Source organism: Pseudomonas sp. P1.31, assembly GCF_001269815.1.
GTDB lineage: Bacteria > Pseudomonadota > Gammaproteobacteria > Pseudomonadales > Pseudomonadaceae > Aquipseudomonas > Aquipseudomonas rustica.
The window spans coordinates 57,770-76,121 of record NZ_LHVN01000020.1 but is presented as its reverse complement, the minus strand read 5'-3'; the positions used below and the strand labels follow the sequence as shown (position 1 = coordinate 76,121).

General features: G+C 60.5%; 13 protein-coding genes. 1 reads left to right on the top strand and 12 read right to left on the bottom strand.

The genetic code is table 11. The features are described 5' to 3' along the window. Positions 1 to 2,229, top strand: a complete 2,229-nt coding sequence (glgB, locus tag AD669_RS13630) for a 1,4-alpha-glucan branching protein GlgB (protein ID WP_053120591.1) — start codon at positions 1 to 3, stop codon at positions 2,227 to 2,229. A gap of 146 nt (positions 2,230 to 2,375) precedes the next feature. On the opposite strand, the gene AD669_RS13625 is transcribed toward glgB, so the two are convergent. The 12 genes from AD669_RS13625 to treZ form a co-directional block, all read right to left on the bottom strand. Then, the gene (locus tag AD669_RS13625) at positions 2,376 to 3,446 is read right to left on the bottom strand and encodes an autotransporter outer membrane beta-barrel domain-containing protein (protein WP_053120589.1); all 1,071 of its coding nucleotides are present in this window, start codon (positions 3,444 to 3,446) and stop codon (positions 2,376 to 2,378) included. 322 nt (positions 3,447 to 3,768) lie between these two features. Beyond that, positions 3,769 to 4,551, bottom strand: coding sequence for an endonuclease/exonuclease/phosphatase family protein (locus AD669_RS13620; RefSeq protein ID WP_053120620.1), 783 nt, complete (start codon positions 4,549 to 4,551; stop codon positions 3,769 to 3,771). 379 nt (positions 4,552 to 4,930) lie between these two features. After that, on the bottom strand, positions 4,931 to 5,689 hold the full coding sequence (locus AD669_RS13615; RefSeq protein WP_053120587.1) for a PIG-L deacetylase family protein: 759 nt from the start codon (positions 5,687 to 5,689) through the stop codon (positions 4,931 to 4,933). A 181-nt stretch (positions 5,690 to 5,870) separates the two neighbouring features. Further along, positions 5,871 to 6,530: a glycosyltransferase family 2 protein gene (locus AD669_RS13610; protein ID WP_053120585.1), complete on the bottom strand. Its 660-nt coding sequence runs from the start codon at positions 6,528 to 6,530 to the stop codon at positions 5,871 to 5,873. Further along, the gene (locus AD669_RS13605) at positions 6,527 to 7,126 is read right to left on the bottom strand and encodes an SAM-dependent methyltransferase (RefSeq protein ID WP_053120582.1); all 600 of its coding nucleotides are present in this window, start codon (positions 7,124 to 7,126) and stop codon (positions 6,527 to 6,529) included. Before AD669_RS13605 ends, AD669_RS13610 begins: the two co-directional genes overlap by 4 nt. After that, positions 7,123 to 7,881, bottom strand: coding sequence for a PIG-L deacetylase family protein (locus tag AD669_RS13600; RefSeq protein WP_053120580.1), 759 nt, complete (start codon positions 7,879 to 7,881; stop codon positions 7,123 to 7,125). Before AD669_RS13600 ends, AD669_RS13605 begins: the two co-directional genes overlap by 4 nt. Next, positions 7,878 to 8,876 (bottom strand): acyl-CoA dehydrogenase, encoded by a 999-nt coding sequence (locus tag AD669_RS13595; RefSeq protein ID WP_053120578.1) that lies wholly within the window; start codon positions 8,874 to 8,876, stop codon positions 7,878 to 7,880. The genes AD669_RS13600 and AD669_RS13595 overlap by 4 nt, the downstream gene beginning before the upstream one ends. A 1-nt stretch (position 8,877) precedes the next feature. Further along, positions 8,878 to 11,037, bottom strand: a complete 2,160-nt coding sequence (gene glgX / locus AD669_RS13590; RefSeq protein ID WP_053120576.1) for a glycogen debranching protein GlgX — start codon at positions 11,035 to 11,037, stop codon at positions 8,878 to 8,880. 324 nt (positions 11,038 to 11,361) lie between these two features. Beyond that, positions 11,362 to 11,676 carry a DUF2934 domain-containing protein gene (locus AD669_RS13585; protein WP_053120574.1) on the bottom strand — a complete coding sequence of 105 codons (315 nt, stop codon included), beginning with the start codon at positions 11,674 to 11,676 and terminating at the stop codon, positions 11,362 to 11,364. 27 nt (positions 11,677 to 11,703) lie between these two features. Then, positions 11,704 to 14,472 (bottom strand): malto-oligosyltrehalose synthase, encoded by a 2,769-nt coding sequence (locus AD669_RS13580; protein ID WP_053120572.1) that lies wholly within the window; start codon positions 14,470 to 14,472, stop codon positions 11,704 to 11,706. Beyond that, positions 14,469 to 16,547, bottom strand: a complete 2,079-nt coding sequence (gene malQ / locus AD669_RS13575) for a 4-alpha-glucanotransferase (RefSeq protein ID WP_053120570.1) — start codon at positions 16,545 to 16,547, stop codon at positions 14,469 to 14,471. The genes AD669_RS13580 and malQ overlap by 4 nt, the downstream gene beginning before the upstream one ends. Next, positions 16,544 to 18,346 carry a malto-oligosyltrehalose trehalohydrolase gene (gene treZ / locus AD669_RS13570; RefSeq protein ID WP_053120568.1) on the bottom strand — a complete coding sequence of 601 codons (1,803 nt, stop codon included), beginning with the start codon at positions 18,344 to 18,346 and terminating at the stop codon, positions 16,544 to 16,546. The genes malQ and treZ overlap by 4 nt, the downstream gene beginning before the upstream one ends. Between the last annotated feature and the right edge of the window lie 6 nt (positions 18,347 to 18,352).

Below are 18,352 nucleotides of genomic sequence, written 5' to 3'. Positions count from 1 at the left end.
ATGAGTTTCTCGAACAAGGAACAGGGTCAGAAAGAAGCATTGTTGCCGGCGGCGAAGGACATCGACGCGCTGGTACGTGCTGAACATCACGATCCGTTTTCGATTCTGGGGCCCCACGGCGATGGCGCCGGCGGGCAGTTTATCCGTGCGTATTTACCCGGTGCGTTGAGCGTTGTCGTGCTGGACAAGGACTCCGGCGAAGAACGCGGGCCGCTGGAGCAGACCGAAACACCGGGGCTGTTTGTCGGCCATTTTGATCAGGCGCGACCGTATCAGTTGCGCACGCGTTGGGCCGGTGGCGAGCAAGTGGCGGAGGATCCGTACAGCTTCGGCCAGTTACTCGGTGAAATGGATTTGTATCTGTTTGCCGAGGGCAATCACCGCGACCTCAGTAGCTGCCTCGGTGCGCAACTGACAAGCGTTGATGGTGTCGACGGCGTGCGCTTTGCCGTGTGGGCGCCGAATGCACGACGCGTTTCGGTGGTCGGTGACTTCAACGTCTGGGATGGCCGTCGTCATCCGATGCGTTTGCGCCATCCGTCCGGGGTCTGGGAGTTGTTCATTCCGCGCCTGCAAGCGGGCGAGTTGTACAAATACGAGATTCTCGGCGCTCACGGGATTCTGCCGCTCAAGGCTGACCCGATGGCGTTGGCCACCAGCCTGCCGCCGGACACCGCGTCGAAAGTCGCCGCGCCGCTGCAAGTCAATTGGCAGGATCAGGACTGGATGAACAGCCGTCATGATCGGCAAAAACATTCAGCGCCACTGTCGATTTACGAGCTGCACGCCGGTTCGTGGCAATGTGAGTTGGATGATCTTGGCGAAGTCGCGCGCCAGTACACCTGGCCGGAACTGGCTGAGCGGCTGATTCCGTACGTGAAAGAACTTGGCTTCACCCACATCGAATTGATGCCGATCATGGAGCATCCGTTCGGTGGTTCTTGGGGCTACCAGTTGCTCTCGCAATTCGCCCCGAGTGCGCGCTACGGCACGCCGGAACAGTTCGGCGACTTCGTCAACGCCTGCCACCAGGCGGATATCGGCGTGATCCTCGACTGGGTGCCGGCGCATTTCCCTACCGATACCCACGGTCTGGCGCAGTTCGACGGCACCGCGCTGTACGAATACGGCAATCCGCTGGAAGGTTTCCACCAGGATTGGGACACGCTGATTTACAACCTCGGGCGCACTGAAGTGCATGGCTACATGCTCGCTTCGGCGTTGCATTGGCTGAAGCATTTCCACATTGACGGTCTGCGCGTCGATGCCGTGGCTTCGATGTTGTATCGCGACTATTCGCGCAAGGCTGGCGAATGGGTGCCGAACCGCCACGGCGGTCGCGAGAATCTGGAGGCCATCGACTTCCTCCGTCATTTGAACGACGTGGTTGAGCTGGAGGCACCGGGCGCGCTGGTAATCGCCGAAGAATCGACAGCGTGGCCGGGGGTCAGCCAGAGCACGCAGCAGGGCGGTTTGGGTTTCGCCTACAAATGGAACATGGGCTGGATGCACGATTCGCTGCATTACATTCAGCAGGATCCGGTGTACCGCGCCCATCATCACAATGAGCTGAGTTTCGGTCTGGTTTACGCTTGGTCCGAGCGCTTTATCTTGCCGATTTCCCACGATGAAGTGGTGCACGGCAAACATTCGCTGATCGACAAGATGCCCGGCGATCGCTGGCAGAAATTCGCGAATCTGCGTGCTTATCTGAGTTTCATGTGGACGCATCCGGGCAAGAAGCTGCTGTTCATGGGCTGCGAATTTGGTCAGTGGCGCGAGTGGAATCACGATCAGCAGCTGGATTGGTATCTGCTGCAGTATTCCGAGCACAAAGGCGTGCAGAAACTGGTTGGCGACCTTAATCGGCTGTACCGCGAAGAACCGGCACTGCACGATCAGGACGATGCGCCGCAGGGTTTCCAGTGGTTGATTGGTGATGATGCGATCAACAGCGTTTATGCCTGGTTGCGCTGGAGCAAGGACGGTAAACCGGTGCTGGTGGTGGCGAACTTCACGCCGGTGCCGCGTCAGGCGTATCGGGTCGGCGTGCCGTTCGCCGGGCGCTGGACGGAGTTGCTCAACAGTGATGCTGACACTTATGCGGGTTCCAACTATGGCAATGGTGGCGGGGCGTTTACCGAAGAAGTGCCGAGCCATGGGCAGTCGATGTCACTGGAATTGAACCTGCCGCCGTTGGCGGTGTTGATCCTTAAACCTGAGGGTTGATCTAGAACCGAGTCGCGGCCTTCGCGAGCAAGCCCGCTCCCACATTGGATCCCGGGTGTTCACAAATTTTGTGTTCACTGGAGATCTACTGTGGGAGCGGGCTTGCTCGCGAAGGCGTCGGCGCAAACAACATCAATACCCGCTGTCTACCACCGCATCCGCACCCCGAGGCTACCAATAATCCCGTTCAGATCATTGTCATCCACATCACTGCTGTAATCCGCGCTCACATACAAACTCACCGACGGCGTCACCCGCGCCACCAGGCCCAAGCCCAATTCGACAAACGACGAGTTGCGGCTGCTGCTGATCTTGTCGACCTGATCCAGCGTCACCGTGTTGCCGGTGTACACCGTGTGCCAGAGGTTGGTGCGCAGATACGGCTCGACTGGCAGACCGCTCAAATCGTAGCTGCCTTTCAACCGTGCGCCGACCCGGCCGCTCCACGAAGTGATGTCGCTGGACGAGGCGTTGCCATTGCCGGCATACGGCGTGTCGAGGGTGATGCGCTGGTTGATCAGTTGTGCCTGCGGTTCGACCACCCAGTTTTCGCTCAGACCAATCGGGTAGCCACCCTCAACGGAAAAGGTCATCGCGCTGCCCTCGGTCAACTGCCGTGCGCCTTGTTCGTTACGGCTAAAGCCGTTGACCCGGCCACCGCTGGCCGTCAGATCAACGTGCCAGCCTTGCGGCCCGGTCAGGCTGTAATAGGCGCCGAGGCTCTGGCCTTGCAGGTTGAGGGTGTCAGTAGCCGGGTCGGCGAGGGCGCGGCTGGTGATTAAACCATTGCCGTTGCCTTGAATCTGGTTGACCCCGCCGATCAGTCCGATGGTTTGCGTATGCCCGCTGCCGCTTTGCAGGGTCAGCACCGCCGGGCCTTTCAGATCGCCGCTGCCGGGCATCGCGAAACCTGCCGATTGCACATCGATTTGCGCCTGTCGGGCGCTTTTGCCGTAGAGCTGATCCCAGGCAGAAGGGGAAATGTCTTCGGTGATCAGCTTGGCGCCCTGCACATCCGGGCGTGGACTGAAACGTTGTCGATCCGGGGTGATCACCGTTGCGGGCAAGGTCATCACCGTAACATCCTGGCGATACCACGCCGCCGTCTCATCCGCCGCAGGTCCGGCCTGCGCCTCCATGGATGAACACAGCAAGATAGAACTCGACACTGTGCAAAAAGTAACTTTGATCTCTGCTGAGGTGAATGAAGTTTTCATGGAGGTCTACCTTGCTATCGCATGCGCTGTCTCTGTGTGGCGTCTCTCCTACCCCGAACGAGGGGCGACCGAATGGAGCGGGGCGAACCGTGGCCGCTCGATTTGGCGAGTGTCCGAAGGCTCGCCCCGGACAGTGTTTCCGGGGGTAGTAAGGTTGAGCTAAGAAGACTGAGGGGCTTGCGTCAAGAAACCGTGCGATGAGTGGTAGGAGAGATATCAGACGACGCAACTGTCTGTTTTTCAGAACATATCTAAGGTGTTGTTTATTGGGGAGAACGCCGCAAAACCTGCGGCGTAGACGTTTTAGCCCGCAGGTATAGGATTACAAATGCACTTCAACGGCCAGCGGCAAGTGATCGGACAGATGTGTCCACGGCTTGTTGCCGAGGATTCGCGGGTCATGGCTGCTGGCATTGCGCAGGTAGATCCGGTCGAGGCGCAGCAACGGGAATCGCGCCGGATAGGTCTTGGCCGGGCGCCCGTGATGACGTTCGAAGGCCTCGTGCAGGTAATCGCGGCGGGCGAGGGCGGCGTTGCCCTGGAGCTGCCAGTCATTGAAATCGCCGGCGATAATCACCGGTGCATCTTCGGGCAACGATTCGAGCAACTGACAGAGGAGTTGCAGCTGTAATTGGCGGTGGCTTTCGAGCAGGCTCAAATGCACGCAGATCGCGTGTACTTCCGCATGGCCCGGGACATCGAGCACGCAGTGCAACAGCCCTCGGCGTTCGGGGCCGGTGATTGAAACATCGAGATTGCGGTATTCGCGGATCGGGTATTTCGACAGCAACGCATTGCCGTGATGGCCATCGGGATAGACCGCGTTGCGCCCGTAGGCAAAGTCACTCCACATGCTGTCGGCGAGAAATTCATACTGCGAGGTCTGCGGCCATTCGTTGTAGCGACTGGAATGGCGCTCGTGTTCGCCGACCACTTCCTGCAAAAACACCAGATCCGCCGAGGTGCTGCGCACCGCTTCACGCAACTCCGGCAGAATGAAGCGCCGATTCAGCGCGGTAAAACCCTTGTGCGTATTCACCGTCAGCACGCGCAAGCGATGAATGACTGGCGCGTCGACCACATGACGCTTGAGATCGCTGGACACGTTCACTCCTCTGAATCCTGACTGCCTATTCATGCGACTGATGCGTGGGGGCGGCAGTTCCTTTGAACACCCATCAATATCTGCGTTGCCTGACCCAGCGCCTTCGCGAGCAAGCCCGCTCCCACAGGGGAGGTGTGTTGGATACAGGATTTGTGTCGGGTGGAGATCAAAATGTGGGAGCGGGCTTGCTCGCGAAGGCGTCAGTTCATTCAATATCTTTGTTGGCTGACATACCGCTTTCGCGAGTGAGCCTGCTCCCACAGGGAAGGTGTGTTGGATGCAGGATTTGTGGCGGGTGGAGCTCAAAATGTGGGAGTGAGCCTGCTCGCGAAGGCGTCGGCCCGTTCAGCATCGTCGTGGCAGGCATACCGCGTGCGCATTAGACAAACACGATTTCATACGGCAGGCGCATCCGCTCAAGGATCACTGGCGGCAGCATTGGCGCGATGCCGATTGCCGGTTCGCCCTTGAGTTGGCTGGCATAGGCGTGGGTGGCGTGGCTTTTTCGCGCGACTGTCCAGGTGTCGAGCCTTAACTTGCGCGCGCGCTCCCAAGGAATCAGTTTCTGTTCGCGCTCGGGCCAGTGCCAGGCCCAGACCGGCACATCGTGAAAGGTCGCCCCGGCCTGTTCTGCCGCTTCAGCGGCGGCGCGGCCAACCGCTTCATGATCGTCAATGCCATCGCCGCGCCAGGTGCTGAACACCACATCGCCAGGGCGCAGGTAGCGGCTGATGAACTCCGTCAGTTGGCGTTCCTGGTCGAGCAGGGCGTTGTGGGTAAACCCGCCGCGCACCCACTTCAGGCTGTGCATCGGCAGGCCGAGGCGGCGCAGGGCTTCAACGCTTTCTTGCGGACGAAATACGCTCAAGCGCTTTTCCGACCACTGTCGCGAGCCAGGGTGACTGGCGCTGCCGTCGGTAATCGAGAGCAATTGCAATGGATGACCCAGGCCGGAAAACAATTGCAGCAGGCCGCCGCACATCACCACTTCATCCCCGGGATGCGGGGCGATGATCACAGCGCGCGCACCAGCGGGCACCAGGCTTCGGGTATTAATGACGGGAATATTGTCGAGTTGCGGGGCGCTGTTCCAGATCTGTGCGGTCGAACTGCTTTCACTGAGGGATAACGGTTTCATGTGGCGACGTCCTTGTTGGTTTCGCCCTCAGTCGTGCGCCTGGCAACGTTGCTCAACGTGTCCGACGCTTGAAGGCTGGTTGATTGCTACACGACGCTCCGAACCCTGGATTGCCGCGCAACAGAGTATTGCTCATGAACAACGATTCGTCTCGAAACCTCGCAAACTGATACGCTTTTTTTTAGCCTATCTGTACCAAATTCCGCAAATAGTCACCAAACCCGCCGCGTGCTCGGCTGTCGAGCCGCGCGCTGGTGTGCACCAACGGCCGATGACTCCACGCAATATTGGCGCCGGTCAGCTCCAGTTGCCGCACCAGTTGTACATCTTCATCACAGGCCAGCGGTTCGAAACCACCGGCCAAACGGTATGCGTCAGCACTGATGCCGAGGTTGGCGCCATGGATATGCCGATGGCCCTCACACGCCCGATAGTGGCTGTGATAACGAATCTGCGCCGCCTCGTCGAGCGACTCGTGCCAGCGCTCAACCGTCACCGTCCCGCAGACAGCATCGGCGCCTAATCCAAGTTGCGCCACCAGCCAGTCGTCGGCCACGCGGCTGTCGGCATCGGAGCAGGATATCCACCGCGCCCCTCGCTCCAGCAACATCCGCGCACCGGTCGCTCGCGCCTGACCTACATTGCGCGCTTTTATATTCAAGCTCAAAACTGGATATTTGCTGACAATCTGTTCCGAGCGGTCGGTGCAACTGTCGAGAACCACCAATATTTCGACCCGTTCGCCGGCGAGCAGTCCGTGTTTGCTGGCGCGTAATGCGGCACTCAGGCACTCGTCGAGCAAGTCTTCCTCGTTGTGCGCCGGAATCAGGATGCCAATCATCGCAAGCCCTCCAGCGTTGCCACCGAGCGCGGTTCGCGGCTCCACACTTCCAGAATGAAGTCCGCTTCCTGATGTAAAACCAGGCGTGGCAGGTGCAAATGTTCGTGGAGCAAATCGTGCACCTGCCGCGCATTCAACGGGCAGTCGTCAATCGGCGGGCGCCAGTGACAGGCGAGCACTTGCCCGTCTGCAGCCAAGGACTGGCCCATGCGTTGGGCAACGGCTGTCAGATCATCGCGGTCGAGGTAGTAGCCGATTTCGCTAAATACAATCAGGTCGAATTTTTCCTCCGGCCAGTCCCCCGGCAGGCGACTTTGGCGAACTTCAGCGTGGTCGAACAGACTCAATCGGGTTCGCGCCAGACGCACCGCTGCGTCGGCTGTGTCGCAGCACAACAGTCGGTCGCAGCGATTCGCCAGTTCAGCGCTCAATTCACCGTTGGCGCAGCCCGGTTCAAAGATCGCCCGGTAGTGCGGACGCGGCAGGGCGGCGAGGGTGATCGCGCGTTTGCGCTGCTCGTACCAGCGCTCGCGAAAGGCCCACGGGTCGTCGCTGCCGGCGAACAGGCCGTCGAAATAGCGATCATCGACACTCATAAAAACACCACTTCAAAAGGCTGCAGCAGGCGATCGATCACGTATGGCGCCAACACCGGTGCAAGCCCGGCTTGTGCGTCGCCTTCCAATTGACTGGCAAAAGCGTGCACCGCGTGGCGTTTGCGCGCGACTTGCGCCGGCGTCAGAAGAATTTTGCGCGCGCGTTGCCACGGCACGAAGGCGTCTTCGGGGGTTGCCCAGTGCCATGTCCACACCGGCAGCTCATGGCAGGTCGCGCCGACCTGACGCGCGGCTTCGGCACTGGCACGGCCGACGGCTTCGTGATCGCAATGGCCGTCTTCGCGCCACGTGGTAAACACCACGTCGTTGGGGCGCAGATGGCTTTCGATGAACGCGCGCAATTGCTGTTCCTGAGCAGCCACTTGAGTATCGGTGAAACCCCCGCGCAGCCATTTCAAACGGTGCATCGGCAGGCCGAGGCGGCGCAGCGCTTCAGCGGATTCTTGCGGCCGAATCACGCTCAAGCGTTCAACCGGCCAGCGTTCAGAACCGGGATGACTGGCGCTGCCGTCAGTCACTGAAATCAGTTGCAACGGGCGCCCGGCAGCGGCGAGCAGTTGCAGCAAACCGCCGCAACCCAGCACTTCATCGTCCGGGTGCGGTGCAATAATCACCGCGCGCGATCCGGGTGGTACCAGGCTCAGCACGTCGATGCTTTGCAGCTCCGCCAAATGCCGCGAGCCTTGCCATTGATGCAGGGTCGTTCCTTGGCCGACGATTGGATTGGCTCTCATAGCGACCAGACCTCGGCGGGTTGTTGGGCAATCAGTTGGCCGAGGGCGGCGAGGTCGCGCTCGGCATGGCTTTGCCGCAGAAACACCGGCAGGTCAGCGATCAGTCGGGCGAAGTGGCGATCCTTGCAGTAAGGCCCGGCGCCCAATGCGCGGCCGACTTCACGGATCACCTGTTCGGCAGACTGCTCGACCACTGCGCGGGCGCGACGGGCGAGCAGTTCGGCGTTGTCGTCAGGATTTGCATCAATATGCAAAGCGCTGAAGCGCAAAACATCCGCCGCCGCTTGCAAGGCACTGTCGACGGCGCCGAGATGGGCGAGGGCATGTGGTTCTTCACGCTGACCGCACTGCTTGCGCAACCGCTCGGCAATCTGCTGCGCCGCGCCGTACCAACAGGCGGCAATACCAATGCCGCCCTGCCAGAAACCCGGCCGTTGCAAGTAATCGCCGGGGTTGCCGATGGCCTGACCTTCAGCGCCATCGAACAACACTTCGACGCTGCCAGTCGCGCCCATGCCCACGGCGCGCCAGCCTTCATCAGTGACCGTCACGCCCGGTTGATCGAGCGCCACCGCGACCAATTGCTGTTGATCATCGGCGTCCCACGCCGTCAGTAGCGCATGACTGAGTACCGCCGCGCCGGAACACCAGGCTTTGCGTCCATTCAACGCGACCATATGCCCGGCCGGACTGACCTTCACCCGGGCTTGCGGCGGTTCCGCTGCCCACATGCCCCACGTGCTGCCGGGCGTCGGCGTACCACCGAGTTGTTCGATGATCGCCAGTGCATCGGTGTGCCCCTCATAGAGTTTGCACAAACCCAGATCATGCCCGCCGACAGCGGCTAAATGCTGAAAGCGCTCCAGCGTCAGACCGCTGCCGGGTAACGGCAAGCGGTCAAGCCCGGCCTCAACCATCGCTCGCAGGCACTGGCCGAGGGCGTGGGTGTCGGCATAATCCGGCGGTTTGCGGGCGAGATAACAGTGCAGATCCATATCAATCTTCTTCTTCGTGTTGCAGTTCAAACAGCAGCAACGAACGGCCGGTCACTGAATATTCATGGCCGAAATCGAAGCGCTCCTGGCCACGAATCGAAGGCTGATTGGTGTCGATCATGCACGTCCAGAAACCGCCGTCCGGCACTTCCGGCAAGGTGAAATTGACGATGTCGTGGTGCGCGTTGACCACTAGCAGCAAGGTCGCATCGGCACCTTTGCGGCGGATCCCGGTTTCCTGCGCGCGGCCATCAAGCAGCATGCCGAGGCAACGATTGTGTGCATCGTGCCAGTGCTCGGTGGTCATCTCGGTGGCGTCCGGTGCCAGCCAGGTGACGTCTTTGACGCCGATGTCCTCGTTGTACTCGCCGACCAGGAAACGTCCGCGACGCAGAATCGGATAAGCCAGGCGCAGCTTGATCAGGCGTTTGACGAATTTCAGCAAGCCTTTGCCGTCTTCGCTCAGATCCCAGTTGACCCAACCAATCTCGCTGTCCTGGCAATACGCGTTGTTGTTGCCATCTTGCGTGCGGGCGAATTCGTCGCCGGCGACGATCATCGGCGTGCCTTGCGACAACAGCAGCGTGGCGAAGAAATTGCGCATCTGCCGATGGCGCAGTTCATTGATTTCCGGGTCGTCGGTCGGGCCTTCGACGCCGTGGTTCCACGACAGGTTGTTGTTGCTGCCGTCCTGATTGTTCTCGTCGTTGGCTTCGTTGTGCTTGTCGTTGTACGAGACCAGATCATTGAGGGTGAAGCCGTCGTGCGCGGTAATGAAGTTCACCGACGAATACGGCCGCCGTCCGCGCTGGTTGAACATTTCGCCGGAAGCGGTCATGCGACTGGCGAAATCGGCAACCTGGCCGTCATCACCTTTCCAGAAGGCCCGCACGGTGTCGCGGAACTTGTCGTTCCATTCGACCCAGCCCGGCGGGAAGTTGCCGACCTGATAGCCACCGGGGCCGCAGTCCCACGGCTCGGCGATCATTTTCACCTGACGCAGCACCGGATCCTGACGGCAGGCCACGAGGAAGCTGTGACGTTCGTCGAAGCCATCGTGATAACGGCCAAGAATCGTCGCCAGGTCGAAGCGGAAACCGTCGACGTGCATTTCCGTGGCCCAGTAACGCAGCGAGTCGGTGACCATTTGCAAAACGCACGGATGGCTCAGATCCAGCGTGTTGCCGGTGCCGGAATCGTTGATGTAGTAGCGTTTGTCATCGGGCATCAAGCGGTAGTACGAAGCGTTGTCGATCCCGCGCATCGACAGGGTCGGGCCCTGTTCGTTGCCTTCAGCGGTGTGGTTGTAGACCACGTCGAGAATGACTTCGAGATTGGCCTCGTGCAGGTGCGCGACCATCTCTTTGAATTCGGCGATCTTGCCGCTGGCCAGATAACGCGGATCCGGGGCGAAAAACGCGATGCTGTTGTAGCCCCAATAATTGGTCATGCCCTTGTGCAGCAAGTGCTGGTCGTTGACGAAGGCGTGGATCGGCAACAGCTCGACCGACGAAACACCGACGCTGCGAATGTGCTTGAGCACATCGTCATTCATCAGACCGGCGAAGGTGCCTCGCACGTTTTCCGGCACCGAGGGGTGACGCATGCTGATGCCGCGCACATGGGTTTCGTAAATGATGGTTTTGTCCCACGGCACACTGACACGCTGGTCGTTGCCCCAGGTGTGTGCCGGGTCAATGACCTTGCACTTGGGCACGAACGGCGCGCTGTCGCGTTCATCGAAACTGAGGTCGGCGTCGGGGTGGCCGATGGTGTAGCCGAACAGCGCTTCCGACCATTTCAGCTCGCCGACCAGTTGTTTGGCGTACGGGTCGATGAGCAGTTTGTTGTGGTTGAAGCGGTGACCGTTGGCCGGATCGTAAGGGCCGTACACGCGGTAGCCGTAGATCAGCCCCGGGTGCGCATCGGGCAAGTAGCCGTGGTAAATCTCGTCGGTGTATTCCGGCAGTTCGATGCGTTCGAGTTCGACTTCACCGGCATCGTCGAAGATGCACAGTTCGACCTTGGTGGCGTTGGCGGAGAACAGCGCAAAGTTCACCCCCAGACCATCCCAGGTCGCACCGAGCGGGAAGGGCAGGCCTTCACGAATTCTCGAAGGCTCAGCGTGCGCGGCGGGCTCGGCTTTTTTTGGACGGGTCATGATTGCTCCTGCAAAAAACGGGGACAGTTCAGTTGAAACCGGTTCCCGGTAGGAGCGAGATTTTGTGGTGAGGGGATTTATCCCCGTTCGGCTGCGCAGCAGTCGCAAAACCATTGCACGCGGTATGTCTGACACTCCGCAAGTGCAGCATTTGGGGCTGCTTCGCAACCCAACGGGGATAAATCCCCTCGCCACAAAAATCCATTCACCACAGAAGCCGGTTTAAACAAGGGATTTTGTGTATTTCTTGAGGACGAACGCGTCCTCGGTGGCGAGCAAGCCCGCCACACGGTCATTCAGTTCAATTCAATCGTCGGTAAAGCGTTAGATCGCCGAAGGCTTGCGCGGCGCTCGTGGCTTTTTCTCGGCGGGTTTTTCGCCGGGTGGAATCACCTTGGCGGCGCTGCTTGGCTTGGCCTTGGCCGCTGCCTTCGGTTTGGCAGCAGGTGCTTTCACTTCAGCGTCCTTGCCAGCGGTTTTGCTGCCCGCCGCTTTCGGGGCTTTCTTCGGTGCCAAGGCTTCAGCTTCAGCCAGTTTGCGCGCCATCTCCCAGTGGCGCTCCTCATGACCTTCAGGTTTCCCTTCCGATTCCCAGATTTGATAGGCGAATTCGCGAATGCGTTTATCGTCGGTACTCATCGCAATGCTCCTGAACTGAACTCATGCTTACGTTAAGTGTTGGATAAAGAGATTGACCGGGACATCCCCCAGCGCGTCGCTGATTTTCAGCTCCCTGTTTTTTGTGACTGCGCTGCTTTGAAAAAGTCCCTTCAGGTTTGTGTCAGAGGCGTCGAACGGTAAAACCACCCGGGTATCGCCCCAGTGCAGCGCATCGACCTGAGGTACAGCACTGTTTTCCAGCAGCGTCGCGCAACGGATCGGCACGATCACGATGGCGTGTTTCCCCTCGTGTTCGCGGGCAAACGCGAGCACGTTGTGCGCCTGCTCGCCCAGCACCTCCAGGGCCTGGTACGAGCCATGCCGAAACAGTTCGGCATGCTCGGCGCGCAAGTTCAGCACCTGCGCAATCAAGGCTTGCTTGATGCGCCCGTCACGCCAGTGCGTCAGCAGATCCACAGGTGGCAGAGGCTCCTGCAGGGCCTGCTCGCGAGCGGCGTAATCCACCGGCCGGCGATTGTCCGGATCGACCAGGCTGAAGTCCCAGAACTCGTTGCCTTGGTATAGATCCGGCACCCCCGGCACGGTCATGCGCAGCAAGGTTTGCGCCAAACCATTGAGCGCGCCGGCAGCAGCGATACTGCTGACGGTCTTGGCCAGCGCCGCACGCAGCAGTTCGCCGTCTTCACCGGTCAGGAGTTTTTCGGTGAAGGCCTGGGTCGCATTTTCATAGGCTTCGTTCGGCGCGCTCCAACTGCTTTGCAGCTTGGCTTCGCGCAAGGCTTTTTGTTGCCACTGCCAGATGCGCTTGGCGTAGTCGGCGAACCCGGCGTGATCGTCGTCGCGCAAATCCAGCGGCCAACTACCGAGCAAGGCTTGATAGAGGATCAGCTCATCACCGGCCGACGGCACTTGATCGTCAACCCGAACCGGGCGGGCGAGGGCGCGCCACAATTCGATCTGCTCGGCGTACCAGTGACTGCGCTCGCTGAGCACGGCCAGACGCGCGCGGGTGTCTTCGCCGCGTTTGTGATCGTGGGTCGCGGTGGCGAGCAGGTTGTCCGGAAATTCCGCCAGGCGCCGCTGATTGACCTCGTGGAAATCACTGACCGGCGCGCTGAATTGTTCGGTGTTGTAGCCGACGTCATTGCGCGACAGCAGCACCGCCGAGCGATACAGCGCGGTGTCTTCCACGGCTTTCGCCGCTGCCGGCGATGTCAGTTGTTGAAAGCGTACGCAGGCGTGCTTGAGGATTTTCCGCGAGCGGCCAAGCGGTTTGCGCCGCCACGGTGTGCCACCGAGCCATGCCGCCACGCAATCGAGCACCGGCCAGTCAGCTTCGCTGAGCGTTGGCCGCGCACCGTCCATGGCTTGCTGGAAAAACACATCGTCCTGCGCCGAGCGGCCCGTCGCGCTGATGTAAGTGCGGTACACCGGGAAATGTATGATCAGCGCCTGCAATACGCGGCGGATGGCGCCGAGGGTCAGGTCGCGGGTCATCAGGTCGTCGCGGGCGACTTGCAGCAAGGCCTGCGCAACGCTTTCGCAATCGCTGGCCAGCGAACCGTTGAGGATCTGCTGACGCGCCAGTTGTGCCTCTTCAATAAACGCGGCGGGGCGCTCGGTGCGACGTTGCCAGAGCTCACCGAGCACATGTTCGCCGTCCGGATCGTGTTGCAGCAGCGACAGTTGATTCATGAATTCGTAGCCGGTGGTGCCGTCCACTGCCCAGTCGCGGTGCAGGGTTTCGCCGGCGCCGAGGATCTTCTCGACGTAGATCGGCAAGTGTCGATCCGGCGCGATCAGGTCAAGGCGCCGGCGCAATTTACGGCAGTAACCCCGCGGATCGGCGAGGCCATCGATGTGGTCGATACGCAAGCCGTCGACCAGACCTTCAGCGACCAACTGGAAGATTTTGCCGTGAGTCGCTTCAAACACCGCCGGACGTTCGACGCGCAAACCACCGAGTTCATTGATGTCGAAGAAGCGCCGCCAATTGATGTCATCCGCGGCGGTGCGCCAACTGGCCAGACGATAGCTCTGGCGCTCGAGCAGTTGATGCAGCGCTTGAAAGCCTTCGTCAGTGGTTGAGTCGTAGTGCTTGAGATTGTTTTCAATCGCTTGCAGCACCTGCGCATCGCTCGCCAGTTGCCGCAGTTCTTCCTTGAGTGGAACCGCCAGCGAATGCGCATCGGTCTGGTAGCTGAGGGCACTGAACCGATCAGCGAGCGGCTTCAGCGTTTCTTCGTGCTTGAGAATCTCGCCGTAATCATTCGGGCAGATCGGGAAGTGATGGTCGTAATGCTCGACGAAAAAGCTGCCAGTCTGCGCGTTGAAATGCAGCTTCAACGTGCCGTCCTGCAAGGCCACGCCGTAGTCACTGCCGAGGAACGGCAGCAACAACTGGCCTTCCATCAGCGGATCGGGCGAATGCCATTGGATATCGAAAAACTCGCCATACGGGCTCAGTCGTCCCCATTCCAGCAAGTCCAGCCACCACGGGTTGTCGTTACCGCCGACGGCCATGTGGTTGGACACGATGTCGAGGATCAGCCCCATGTTGTGTTCGCGCAGGGTGCTGACCAGACGCCGCAATGCCGGTTCGCCACCGAGTTCCGGGTTGACCTGCGTCGGGTCGACCACGTCGTAGCCGTGCATCGAACCGGCGCGGGCGGCGAGCAACGGCGAGGCGTAAATGTGGCTGATGCCCAATTGAGCGAAGTACGGCACCAGTGGCACCGCTTGTTCGAGGGTAAAACCTTTATGGAATTGCAGGCGCAATGTCGCGCGCAGTGGCTGGATAAGCGTTTGGTTCATTGGTCACGCTCGGCAGCCTGAAGACGCGCGCAAGCCAGCAGCTCCAGACGTCGTGCAGCATCGACGCCGTCGAGCAACGCTTCGCTGGGGCCGGGCAAGCGACGCGACCAGTTAGGGTGGGTATCGATGGTGCCGGGCAGGTTCGCCTGTTCGTTGATGCCCAGCGCATCTTCCAGTGGCAGCAATACCAGCGGCGCACGGGTGTGGCCGAGGAAGCGTACGGCGGCATCAACGACTTGATCGGCCTCGTGGGATTCTTCGCGGAAGTTCTGCGGATCCTGGCTCAGTGCACTGCGCAAGCCTTCGCGCTCACGCTGACGATGCTGGCGCCATTCGATTTCGCCGTTGGCATCGACAAATCCAAGGCGTGCATTCCAGTCGATGTCGCGGCCGTGCCACCAGCCATTCAGGGTGGGCAGATCGTGGGTGCTGGTGGTCGCCAGCGCGTTATCCGGCCAGTCGAGAATCGGTTTGAAATGCGTGTTGTCTTGTTCGAACAGCAGCACGCGCATGCCGAGCATCGAGCGGGCGATGAGTTTTTCGCGCAGACCGTCGGGCACGGTGCCGAGGTCTTCGCCAAGGACGATGGCTTGATGACGATGGGACTCCAGCGTCAGCAAACGCAGCAGGTCATCCACCGGGTAATACAGGTAAGCGCCATCCGCCGGTGCCGAGCCGTTAGGGATCACCCATAAACGTTGCAGGCCCATGACGTGGTCGATGCGCAAACCGCCGGCATGGGCGAAGTTAGCGCGGAGCATGTCGATAAAGGCGCGGAAGCCGTTGCGAATCAGACCTTCCGGCGAAAACGCGGAAATCCCCCAGCCTTGTCCGGAGCGATTGAGAATGTCCGGCGGTGCCCCAACGGTCAGCGAGGCGAGCAACTCATCCTGAAAACTCCAGGCCTGACTGCCGGCGCCATCGGCACCCACTGCCAGATCAGCGATCAGGCCGATGCCCATGCCGGCGCTGCGAGCGGCGGTTTGCGCACGCTCGAGGCAGCGATGGATCAGCCATTGGCAGAAGGCGAAGTAGCCGATGCGATCGGCATATTCTTCGGCGAACGCTTCAAGCGCGGCGCCGCGTGGGTCGTGCCAGTGCTCCGGCCATTGCCGCCAGTCGAGGTTCTCGCCACGGGCGGCGCGCATTTCCTGAATCGCTTCGAAGCGGCAGTGGTTTTCCAGTGCTTCGCCACCGGCGTGACGAAAACTGGCGAAGTCCGGGTGCAACGGGTGATCGCCAGCAACGAAGCCTTCGTACAACGCTTGCAGCAGTTTTTGCTTGGCGTCAGCGGCGGCGGGCCAGTCGACCAGTTTCAAGTCTTCCAGTTGCGCAAACTGCTCTGCCAGGCCGGTGGCGTCGATAGCATCACGCAGGGCGCGTTCGCCGAGAATCGCACCGGGCGCGGCGTATAACGAATTAAGAAACAGGCGACTGGACGGCGAATAAGGGCTGTAGCGGCCGGTGTCGGCGCTGAACATCGCGTGCAACGGGCTGATCGCCAAGGCTTCGGCACCGCGTTCGCCAGCGACTCGCGCCAGTTCTTCCAGCGCTTGAGTATCACCGAAACCGCCATCGCCGGAGCGCCGCAACGAATATAGCTGCACGCTCAGGCCCCAAGCGCGGGGGATCGGATTGTCCACCGCATCACCGACGCTGAAGCAGCGTTCCGGCGCGACCGCGAGGGTGAAAAATTGATCGGCGATGTGCACCTGCTGATAACCGACCGGCACCAGACCGGGCAGCACTGCCTCGGAGTCAAGTTTCAGGTTCAGTCGCGAGCCGTCTTCAAGAACGATTTCACACGGGGTCTCCGGCGCGAAGTAACGCGCCAGATCGACGCCGACGCCGACATCGCTGGTCAGCAGCGGCGGCAAATGACGGTCTTGTTGCACGGCTTGCAATTCCAACAGGCTGGCGTCGATTTCCTGTGCGGTGCTGGCCGGGTGGCCCAGGCCGATCAGGACATTACGCAGCACCGCCGGGGCGACTTTCTGCTGGCGGCCGTTGGCGTCGATCCAGTCGACAGCAAGGCCGGCTCGGCTGGCGAGAATTTCCAGTTGCGCATCGCTCATAGGCGCTCTCCATCCAGAGGTTGCAAAGGGGTTGCGGCCGTGAGGCTGACAAGCGCGCAATACGCGGGCAGTTGGCCCGATTCCGATAGATCGACGGTGGGTGGCTGTTGAAACAACCACACGGCCTCGGTCTGTGGAGGGTTGACCACTGGCGTGTCGCTGAGGTTCAGGTCAATTCGCAGCTCACTGCCATTGCCCAATCGCCAGCGTGCACTGACCGCCGCGTGACCGAGCATGTGCGCGCCGAGTGCCTGGGTGCCGGACAGATGCGGAATGATGTATTGATGGCGAAATTGCAAAAGCTTTTGGTACAGCGCGAGGGTTTCCTGCTGTTTGACGCTGCCATTGCCGATCAGCCTTGGCTGTGAATCGTGGAAGGTTTTTTCGGCATTTGGGTCGGGGATTTGCTCGCGTTTGTGCGGATCGGCGAAGGCGCTGAACGCGGCGAATTCATTGCGTCGGCCTTCGCGCACCAGTTCGGCCAGTTCGCCATGGTGGCTGGTGAAAAACTGGAAGGGCTGTTCGGCGGCAAATTCATCGCCCATGAACATCAGCGGAATCATCGGTGACAGCAGCAACAGCACGGTCGCTGCCTGCACGGCGCGCGGGTCGGCCAGATGATGCAGGCGTTCGCCGAATGCGCGGTTACCGATCTGATCGTGGTTTTGCAGGAACAGCACGAACGCGGTGGACGGCAGGTGTTCGCTGGGTTCGCCGCGCGGCTCGCCATGGCGGGTGATGTGGCCCTGGAAGACAAAACCCTGACTCAGGCATCGCACCAATTGCTCGGTGGGTTGCGCGGCGTAGTCGGCGTAATAGGCGTCGGTTTCACCGGTGAGCAAAACATGCAGGGCGTTGTGGCCGTCGTCATTCCACTGCGCGTCGTAGTCGTATTCGAGCAGGCTGGATTGGTTGAGTTCGTTTTCAACGGTCAGCCAGACATGCCGGGTCGGGTCGATCTGCGCGCGGATGCGCTGGGCCATTTCCGTGAGGAAATCGGGGTCTTCGATGGCATGCACTGCATCGAGGCGTAAACCGTCGAAGCGGTATTCGAGCAACCACATCAGTGCGTTTTCGATAAAGAACTCGCGCACTTCGCTGCGGCGGAAATCGATCGCCGCGCCCCAAGGCGTGTGTTTGTCTTCGCGGAAAAAGCCTTTGGCGTAGCGGTGCAGGTAATTGCCGTCGGGGCCGAAGTGGTTGTAGACCACGTCGAGAATCACCGCCAGCCCATGACCGTGGGCGCTGTCGATCAAATGTTTGAGTTGTTCCGGGGTGCCGTAGGAGGCTTGCGGGGCGTAGGGCAGAACCCCGTCGTAACCCCAATTGCGCTCGCCGGGGAACTGCGCGAGCGGCATCAATTCAATGGCGGTGATGCCCAAACCTGCGAGGCGCGCCAGATGTTGTTCGACTTCAGCGAAACCACCGAGCGCACCGACGTGCAACTCGTAGATCACTGCTTCACTCCACGGGCGACCGTGCCAGGCACTGTGTCGCCATTGATAGGCCAGCGGATCGACCACCACGCTGTGGCGGTCGAGGCCACCGTCCTGCGCGCGGGAGGCCGGGTCGGGCACCTCCAGTTCGCCGTCGATGTTGTAGCGGTAGCGGGTACCCGCCGCACAGCGTGCCTTGATCACAAACCAGCCGTCTGCCTGAGGCAGCATTGGCAGGGACTGGCCGTCTTCGAGTTCGACACTGACGTAAAACGCATCCGGCGCCCACAGCGCAAATTGCGTGTGCTCGGCATCCAGCATGATCGCGCCGTGGGGCCAGGTTTCAATAGACCGGAACGGCATCGTTTA

Bases quoted from the DNA above. Each gene is read 5' to 3' on its own strand.
- AD669_RS13580 (WP_053120572.1), bottom strand. From the start codon at position 14,472: ATGAACCAAACGCTTATCCAGCCACTGCGCGCGACATTGCGCCTGCAA.
- AD669_RS13600 (WP_053120580.1), bottom strand. From the start codon at position 7,881: ATGAGAGCCAATCCAATCGTCGGCCAAGGAACGACCCTGCATCAATGG.
- treZ (WP_053120568.1), bottom strand. From the start codon at position 18,346: ATGCCGTTCCGGTCTATTGAAACCTGGCCCCACGGCGCGATCATGCTG.
- glgX (WP_053120576.1), bottom strand. From the start codon at position 11,037: ATGACCCGTCCAAAAAAAGCCGAGCCCGCCGCGCACGCTGAGCCTTCG.
- AD669_RS13625 (WP_053120589.1), bottom strand. From the start codon at position 3,446: ATGAAAACTTCATTCACCTCAGCAGAGATCAAAGTTACTTTTTGCACA.
- AD669_RS13610 (WP_053120585.1), bottom strand. From the start codon at position 6,530: ATGATTGGCATCCTGATTCCGGCGCACAACGAGGAAGACTTGCTCGAC.
- AD669_RS13595 (WP_053120578.1), bottom strand. From the start codon at position 8,876: ATGGATCTGCACTGTTATCTCGCCCGCAAACCGCCGGATTATGCCGAC.
- glgB (WP_053120591.1), top strand. From the start codon at position 1: ATGAGTTTCTCGAACAAGGAACAGGGTCAGAAAGAAGCATTGTTGCCG.
- AD669_RS13605 (WP_053120582.1), bottom strand. From the start codon at position 7,126: ATGAGTGTCGATGATCGCTATTTCGACGGCCTGTTCGCCGGCAGCGAC.
- AD669_RS13585 (WP_053120574.1), bottom strand. From the start codon at position 11,676: ATGAGTACCGACGATAAACGCATTCGCGAATTCGCCTATCAAATCTGG.
- AD669_RS13615 (WP_053120587.1), bottom strand. From the start codon at position 5,689: ATGAAACCGTTATCCCTCAGTGAAAGCAGTTCGACCGCACAGATCTGG.
- malQ (WP_053120570.1), bottom strand. From the start codon at position 16,547: ATGAGCGATGCGCAACTGGAAATTCTCGCCAGCCGAGCCGGCCTTGCT.